Source organism: Variovorax sp. RA8 (assembly GCF_901827175.1).
GTDB lineage: Bacteria > Pseudomonadota > Gammaproteobacteria > Burkholderiales > Burkholderiaceae_C > Variovorax.
Window position 1 is genome coordinate 422,380 of the sequence record NZ_LR594663.1, and the last position, 6,592, is coordinate 428,971.

The following is a 6,592-nucleotide window of genomic DNA, read 5'->3' on the forward strand; positions in this document are numbered from 1 at the left end:
GCAAATTCTGACAGTGCCCGCAGCGCGGACCTCTCGCTCTAATGCCATCTCGCTCACGAGGACCGCATATGGAAATCATCACCGGAACTGTCGACACGCTGCCAGATGGGCTTCTGCTCGAGCTGGCACGCTATCGGCATCGCGTGTTCGTGGAACGGCTCGGCTGGAAGCTCCAGACGAGCGGCGGGATCGAGCTCGACGAGTTCGACCGCCCCGACACCCATTACGTTGTCGCGCTCGACGCGCATGCCCGCATCATCGGCAGCGCGCGCCTGCTGCCGACGATGGGCCCGTACCTGCTCGCCGACGTCTTTCCGCAGCTGCTCGGCTCGAAGCATCCGCCGCGTGCGGGCTGGCTGTGGGAGCTCTCGCGCTTTGCCGCACTCGACCTGCACAGCAGGCGCGCCTCGCACCAGCATGGCCTCGCCTCGCCGCATGCGCTTGACCTGCTGGCAGTTGCCATGGGCCTGGCGGCAGAGCACGGCGTACGCCAACTGATCAGCGTCTCGCCCCTTGGCATCGAGCGCATCCTCAAGGCCGCCGGGGTGGATTGCCGGCGCGCCGGAGAAGCGAGGATGGTGGAGGGACAGGCCCTGTTCGCCTGCCTCATCGACGTCGACGAAGACTGGCGTGCGCCTCGCCAGGCTGCATCCACGAGCTTCGCTTCCCCTCAAGCGGATGAACGGCGCGCACGCCGCACGCCGGTCGAGGCAGGCCGGACGATCCGGTAGGCCGGGCCGCACGTTTGGCAACTTTGAGCGCCCTTGACGCCCCCGAAGCCATGGCTGTTCTGCTGCAGATGCTGGATCTCGCCTGGCAGCCGAGCAACCCTCAATTCAAAAGGCCGAGTCGGGACGAGCGCGCGATCGCCGAGTTCCTGTTGTTCACGCGTAGGTTGGCGATCGCATTGGCGATATGGAAGTTCACAGTTCGCGCAGTGATCGACAGGATCTGCGCGATCTCCTCGCTTGTCTTGCCGTCGGCGGTCCATCGCAGCACCTCCGCCTGCCTTCGCGTCAACGGCTCGATCCCAGGGCCCTCGTGCTCGCCCAGGTGCGCCGTGATGGCCAGATGCGCGGTATTGACCAGCCAGCGCAGCTGCGGGTCATGCGCGAGCAGCTCCGTCTTGCCGAGCCGGTCGCAGGAACGCGACAGCGACAGCATGCCCACGCGCCCCTGGGCATCGAAGCACGATTGCGCCCACCCGACCCGCAGCCCGAAGGATCTCGCCTCGTCCCACATCTGGGGCGCACTTCGAAACAGCGCGTCGTTCCAAACCAGCGGATGCAGGCTGCGCACGCCATGCGCGACGCTCGGATCCACACCTACGTACCCAGCCTCCGCGTAGCGCTTGCGCCATGACCGGGGATAACTCGAGAAGATCAGCGTCTTCGGGCGGGTGAAGGAGGACGGCAGGCGCAGGCCATAGGCGCAGCACTCGAAGCCCAGTTCGCGCGCGCCGATGTCGATCTGCTCGAAGGCGGCCTCCAGGGAGCTCGCCTGCGTCAGCCGCATGAACACTTCCTGCGTCCATGAGCCCATGGATTGATCTCCTTGCGCAGCAGTTGCCTCGGTGTGTGCCGCCCTTCGCGCCTCGCGTGCAAGCTCCTCGCGACAGCCAAGCGGGACTGCCGCAGGCCCGCTTCACCGGCGGCAGTGTAGAGGCCGGCAGCCCTCGGTTGCCGCCAAACTCGCCACCGTTCCTGCCAATCCGGCGGTCTGCGCACCGCGCTTCATCGGCTTGTCACAAACCGATAGAGTTCGCGCACCAACGCACGCGGCTCGTGCCATCTCACGGCTTGCGAGCCCGACCAACGCATGCAAAGAGTCCTGTTCCTGCTGCTGCCCGGCTTCTCCACCGTCGACGTCGCCGGGGCGGTGGCGGTCTTCGACATGGCCAACGACGTCTTCACGCATCTGAGCAAGACGCAGCCCTATCGCCTGCGCCTGCTCGCCGCAGATGCTCAAGCCGTGCTGGGCTCCAGCGGCATTCCGCTGGCAACGTGCCCTGTCCCGAGGCGTGTGCAGGGCGGCATCTCCAAGCTCATCATCGCGGGCGACTCGCGCGCCTCGCTCGACGAGTTCGATTCGGCCGAGCGGCGCATCCTTCCGGGCTGGCTGCAACGCCATGTCCGGCATGTGGAGCTCGGCGCCACCATCGGACGGGCCGCGCGGGTGCTCGCGCAGGCGGCCGGGGCCGATCCCGAGGATGCGCACCAAGGCGGCGCAGTGGGCACCGCAGGGGGCGCCGCAGACCCACGCTGGATCGGGGTGAGCCTCACGCGCGGCGTCCACCTCGCCATGGACCTCATGGCTCGGGATCACGGCGGCGTGATCGCCAGCGTCATCGCCAGCCGGCTCGGCGAGCCGTTCCAGCATGCCTACCGCAGCGCAGCCTTCCTGCGCCCGCCTGCCGTGCGTGCACTCGATGACCCGCGCATCGAAGAACTTCACGGCTGGATCGCGCGCAACCTGCGCCAGTCCTTCAGCGTGGCACGGCTCGCCGAGCACCTGGCAATGTCGGAGCGCACCTTCGCGCGCTTCTATCGACGCGCGACCGGCTCCACGCCTGCCGCGGGCCTCGAGCGCATCCGCGTCGATGCCGCGGCGCACCTGCTGGAGAGCAGCCAGCGCTCCATCAAGGCGATCGCACTGCAGTGCGGCTTCGCCTCCTCCGAGGTGATGCGCCGTGCCTTCGTGCGGACCCTGCAGATCTCGCCCCTGCAGTACCGCAGGCTCCTCACCGGCAACGACGCCGACACCGAGTGAGCCGGCGCGAGGCTCACGCGCGACATCCTGGAGATTTCGACTGGCGCGGCAAAACCGACCCGCTTCGACCGCATCCAAGGCTGCTCGCGAGAGAGTGAGCGCCCGCATCCCCTACCGTTATGCTTGCCGCGGCCGCGGGAGCGAGACGCTCCCGATCGCCCAAGGGCCAGATCAGTACGACTGGACGCCCGGGGCGCAATGCCTGCGTGACGACTACCCGAGACCCTCGGGACGCTTCAAGGCCGCCGCCATGACCGGCTTCGCCCACTGTGGCACCTGGGCGAGCGGGATGTGGGTGACGACGCGCCCTGCCTCCATGTGCAGCAGCAGCACCGGCTTCGGTCGCTGCCCCGCCTGGGGATCACCCTGGGCGCTGTTGTCGTAGATGCGCAGGCTTGCCAGATGCGGCAGCAGCCGGATGAGGTTGGCGCGGCTCGTGTCGTAGCGCTCGCGGATCTTCGCTTCGGGGATGTCATGGCCACCCGCGGCCACCCGCGCCTGCACGCGCTGCAGGTGCAGTTCCGGCGACGCCAGCCCCGCGTACCAGAGATGGATCTGCGCGCCCTGGCGTGCGCCATCGAGCAGCATCTGTGGAATCGTCCTGGCGCCCAGGGTCGTCTCGAAGGCGAAGTTCAGTCCCTCGGCGAGGGCTCGCTCGAGACCTTTGCGGCCGAGTTCCCAGGCTCGGCCATTGGCCTGCTGCGCCGACAGCCCCGGGTCGGCATCCAGCAGCGAGCGCGCAACCTGGTCAGGGTTGAAGTACTCCACCTTCTTCTGCAAAAGCGCGGCGCCGCCCACGCTGCTCTTGCCGGCGCCATTGACGCCGGCAAGCACGAAGATCCGAGCCGGCATCAGGCGCGTGTCGCCTGCGCCGCCTGGGTAACGGCCGCCTCACCCAGTTCGGAGGGGTCCATGGCGAAGGCATCGGCCATCGCCTGCGCGGGCCCTTCGCCCTGCATGCGCGCGAACATGTCGTCGAAGCGATGCGTGAGCGCTTCCAGGTTTGGCTCCGATGCCTGCTCCATCTCCAGGTAGCGTTCCACCGACATCAGCACCATCGCCGGTCGCTCATGGCGCGTGATCACCACCGCGCCTTTTGCCATCACCGTGCTGGCCACGGCCTGCATCCCTGCCGCCAGCTTGGTCGCGGAGAACGACGGGAGCTCGCGCGTCAGGCGCTCGAATCCGGTGGAGCGGACAGAGGTGGGTACCATTTCAGATCCTGAAGATAAGGAATTTGCCCATTTTACCTATTTTGCAGATGTATAGCCCGCGCCCTGCTCGTTTGGTCCGCTGTGTTTCAACTCGACCGCCGCGCAACCACCGTAGCGATCACTTACTCGCACTGACTCGTACGGAACTATTGGAGCGAAGCCAGACGCACCATGCCAGTTTCGTCCCGCTGAAGTTCCAGCTCATCGAAGGACTCAAACCCGTCATCAGACGGCAGTGCGGCCAACCGCGCATCTGTCGCGGCCTTCACGACCGTTGATTCAGCTGCTTCGGCGAGCGTCGCCCATGGCATGACTCTCCGGATGGCGCCCCTCGAGAAGTCCAGCATGCGTTCCAAGACAGCTACCTGGGCGCCGAAGCTCCGGCTTCTGGGACAACCCCAGCTCCGGACACGCGTGGATGCAGACAAGGAGCGCATGGTCGGTTCAGCGTAGATGATTCCAGCGAAGGGTGCAAAGTGAGCGCTGGCGAATGCACCCCGCTCTTGATTCCGGCAATTGCTCAGCCGCCACAGCAGCCGGACCTCGAGCTCCAGCGGTCCTGCCGATGACGCTCAAGGGAGTGAGCGGGCACTCTCGTTGGAAACCTACGTCTCGAACAACTGACGATCCACCTTCCAGTCGGGGCCGTAGGTGGCGTCCGCATACGCGTAAACGACGGCCGAACCAAGCATGCCATGCAGCACATCCCCCTGTGCGGCACGCCGGCTGATCACGGCGTTGAGCGCCCCCTTCCTGGCGAGGTCTTGCAGGGCCTGGTCGACCCAGCGCTTCAGCTGCGCCGGCTCGAGAGCCGCGAGCTCCTGCTTGATCGTCTGGATCTGCTCGCGCAGGTAGTTGGAAGCTTCCTTGCCGGCTGCCCCGTTGGCGTTCGCGGCCGGAGGTGTCGACGGTGTCGGCGCCGGCGCGCGCACCTCAACGGGGGCTGCCGGTGCGCTCTCCAGCAGGCTCTCCTGCTGCGGCTCGTTGCGCAGCAGCGATCGAAGATAGGAGAAGGCGTTGTCGACCGAGCGCAACGTCTTGTTGGCGGCGCGCCGCTCCAGCACGTCGATCTGCGTGCGCACGCGCTCGTCGCCGAACTCCTTGATCAGGCCCTCCAGCTTGATCTCGCGGATGCCGAGCGTCTCCGCGCGCAACACCAGCGTGGCGTCCACCGGCTCGCTGGAGGCCGGCCGTGCGGGCACTGCCTGGCGCTTCTTGCGCACCGCGAACTGAACCTCGGTGATCACCCTGCCCTGCTTGTGCTCGATCAGATCGACGTCGAGGTCGGTCTCGGCATTGATTTCCGCGACGGCGTCCTTCACCCGCTCGTTCTTGAATTTTCGCCACTCGCGCCGCTCCGGGCCGGGGCCGTTGCTGAGCGCATCGACCCACCAGGCCACCGGCTTGCGGCTGGTCACGCCGCTCGGATTCTCGCGGTAGCGCGCGCAGATCTCGTAGAGCGCAACGGCCGTGTAGGAGCCCAGCTTGGCCAGCACGTCCAGGTCGATGCGCGCCCAGCGGTGCGGCTCGCGCAGGGCGGCCATGATGGTCGGCGGATAGGACCAGCTGACCCAGTTCTCGCCGCGCCGCTGCTCGAGAGCGACTTCGGAGAGCATCGAGAAGCCGCGCCACTTGACCCCATCGCCGGGCGCCGTCGACTCCCAGTCGACCTCGAGGCTGCGCATCTCGATCAGGTACTTCTTGGCCGCCGTGCGCTCGCTGCCGCTGGAGCCGGTGGTGCGCAGGATGGCCGCGAGCGGCGCCTCGAACATGAAGTCCGCCGGCGGCATGGCTGGCAGCGCGACCAGTCGCGTCTGCGCCACCTGCAGCAGCGCACTGTAGATGCGCCGGCCCGTCAGCGTCACGCGCGCAGAGCGCGGCATCATCACGATCATCTCGTGCGGCTTGCGCAGCTCCAGCACCTCGTCCGCCCCCTGTGCGGGGGCCGTCTTCTCGAGGGTGGCGTCTGCGATCCGGCTGCTCATGTGTGCACGGATGTTATGTCCAAGTCCACTTGGACACAAGGGCGCCCGTACCCGCACAATTGCCCACCCGATTAAAACCCGGACACTTCGGACGAGCGCCTTCAGAAAGAGCGATTAGAACCTGGACACTTCCGACCGGAACCCACCCCAGACGCGGCAGCCTGGCCGATGAGAACCTGGACGTTTGCGTCGCCCCGCACTCCTGGCGCAACGGTTTTGCGCCGCAACGGGGCGATTAGAAGCCGTACACTTGCTTCGGATGCCCGGAAGCAGCCTCCTGCCGGGTTGTGGGTAACTTGTCCACAGGGGTCGAGCAGGAGTTGGACACCAAGCGATGAACACGCGGACACTTCCGATCAGAAGCTGGACGCCTGCGATTAGAAGCTGGACACATGGAGCTGCGGAGGCGCGCTAACCTGTTGATTCGATTGAGGAAATCAGTTATCCCGAGGGGCTTAATCTTTTGAAGGTATTCAAGCTCTTCTTTAATCTCCCCGGAGATCCTCAAATACCCTCGAAAACGGACCCCCAGGCAAGCTGTGGGTGGCGATGAAGCGAACATTCTTCGTTTTTTTGAGAGTGCTCGGCATAATCGAACGACTCTCAAACTTTCAAGGCTGATTC

Annotated in this window: 7 protein-coding genes; 2 read left to right on the forward strand and 5 right to left on the reverse strand. The window is 66.2% G+C overall.

Annotation, left to right across the window (positions count from 1 at the left end; all coding sequences use genetic code 11):
* The first annotated feature begins 68 nt into the window (after nucleotides 1-68).
* Complete coding sequence (locus E5P3_RS33010; RefSeq protein WP_162590253.1) at nucleotides 69-731, forward strand: acyl-homoserine-lactone synthase; 663 nt, start codon at nucleotides 69-71, stop codon at nucleotides 729-731.
* A gap of 100 nt (nucleotides 732-831) precedes the next feature.
* On the opposite strand, the gene E5P3_RS33015 is transcribed toward E5P3_RS33010, so the two are convergent.
* Nucleotides 832-1,542 (reverse strand): autoinducer binding domain-containing protein, encoded by a 711-nt coding sequence (locus tag E5P3_RS33015; RefSeq protein WP_162590254.1) that lies wholly within the window; start codon nucleotides 1,540-1,542, stop codon nucleotides 832-834.
* A 276-nt stretch (nucleotides 1,543-1,818) separates the two neighbouring features.
* Here E5P3_RS33015 and E5P3_RS33020 point away from each other — a divergent pair, with 276 nt between their 5' ends.
* On the forward strand, nucleotides 1,819-2,769 hold the full coding sequence (locus E5P3_RS33020) for a GlxA family transcriptional regulator (RefSeq protein ID WP_162590255.1): 951 nt from the start codon (nucleotides 1,819-1,821) through the stop codon (nucleotides 2,767-2,769).
* 213 nt (nucleotides 2,770-2,982) lie between these two features.
* On the opposite strand, the gene E5P3_RS33025 is transcribed toward E5P3_RS33020, so the two are convergent.
* From E5P3_RS33025 to E5P3_RS33040, 4 genes are all read right to left on the reverse strand, one after another.
* Nucleotides 2,983-3,621 carry an AAA family ATPase gene (locus tag E5P3_RS33025; RefSeq protein ID WP_162590256.1) on the reverse strand — a complete coding sequence of 213 codons (639 nt, stop codon included), beginning with the start codon at nucleotides 3,619-3,621 and terminating at the stop codon, nucleotides 2,983-2,985.
* Nucleotides 3,621-3,983, reverse strand: a complete 363-nt coding sequence (locus E5P3_RS33030; protein WP_162590257.1) for a hypothetical protein — start codon at nucleotides 3,981-3,983, stop codon at nucleotides 3,621-3,623. The genes E5P3_RS33025 and E5P3_RS33030 overlap by 1 nt, the downstream gene beginning before the upstream one ends.
* A 146-nt stretch (nucleotides 3,984-4,129) precedes the next feature.
* The gene (locus E5P3_RS33035; protein ID WP_162590258.1) at nucleotides 4,130-4,339 is read right to left on the reverse strand and encodes a hypothetical protein; all 210 of its coding nucleotides are present in this window, start codon (nucleotides 4,337-4,339) and stop codon (nucleotides 4,130-4,132) included.
* A 249-nt stretch (nucleotides 4,340-4,588) separates the two neighbouring features.
* Complete coding sequence (locus E5P3_RS33040) at nucleotides 4,589-5,968, reverse strand: replication initiation protein (protein WP_162590259.1); 1,380 nt, start codon at nucleotides 5,966-5,968, stop codon at nucleotides 4,589-4,591.
* Nucleotides 5,969-6,592: the final 624 nt, after the last annotated feature.

What these genes read in the sequence shown, in the direction of transcription:
- E5P3_RS33020 (WP_162590255.1), top strand. Translation starts at nt 1,819, where the DNA reads ATGCAAAGAGTCCTGTTCCTGCTGCTGCCCGGCTTCTCCACCGTCGAC.
- E5P3_RS33015 (WP_162590254.1), bottom strand. Translation starts at nt 1,542, where the DNA reads ATGGGCTCATGGACGCAGGAAGTGTTCATGCGGCTGACGCAGGCGAGC.
- E5P3_RS33040 (WP_162590259.1), bottom strand. Translation starts at nt 5,968, where the DNA reads ATGAGCAGCCGGATCGCAGACGCCACCCTCGAGAAGACGGCCCCCGCA.
- E5P3_RS33025 (WP_162590256.1), bottom strand. Translation starts at nt 3,621, where the DNA reads ATGCCGGCTCGGATCTTCGTGCTTGCCGGCGTCAATGGCGCCGGCAAG.
- E5P3_RS33030 (WP_162590257.1), bottom strand. Translation starts at nt 3,983, where the DNA reads ATGGTACCCACCTCTGTCCGCTCCACCGGATTCGAGCGCCTGACGCGC.
- E5P3_RS33010 (WP_162590253.1), top strand. Translation starts at nt 69, where the DNA reads ATGGAAATCATCACCGGAACTGTCGACACGCTGCCAGATGGGCTTCTG.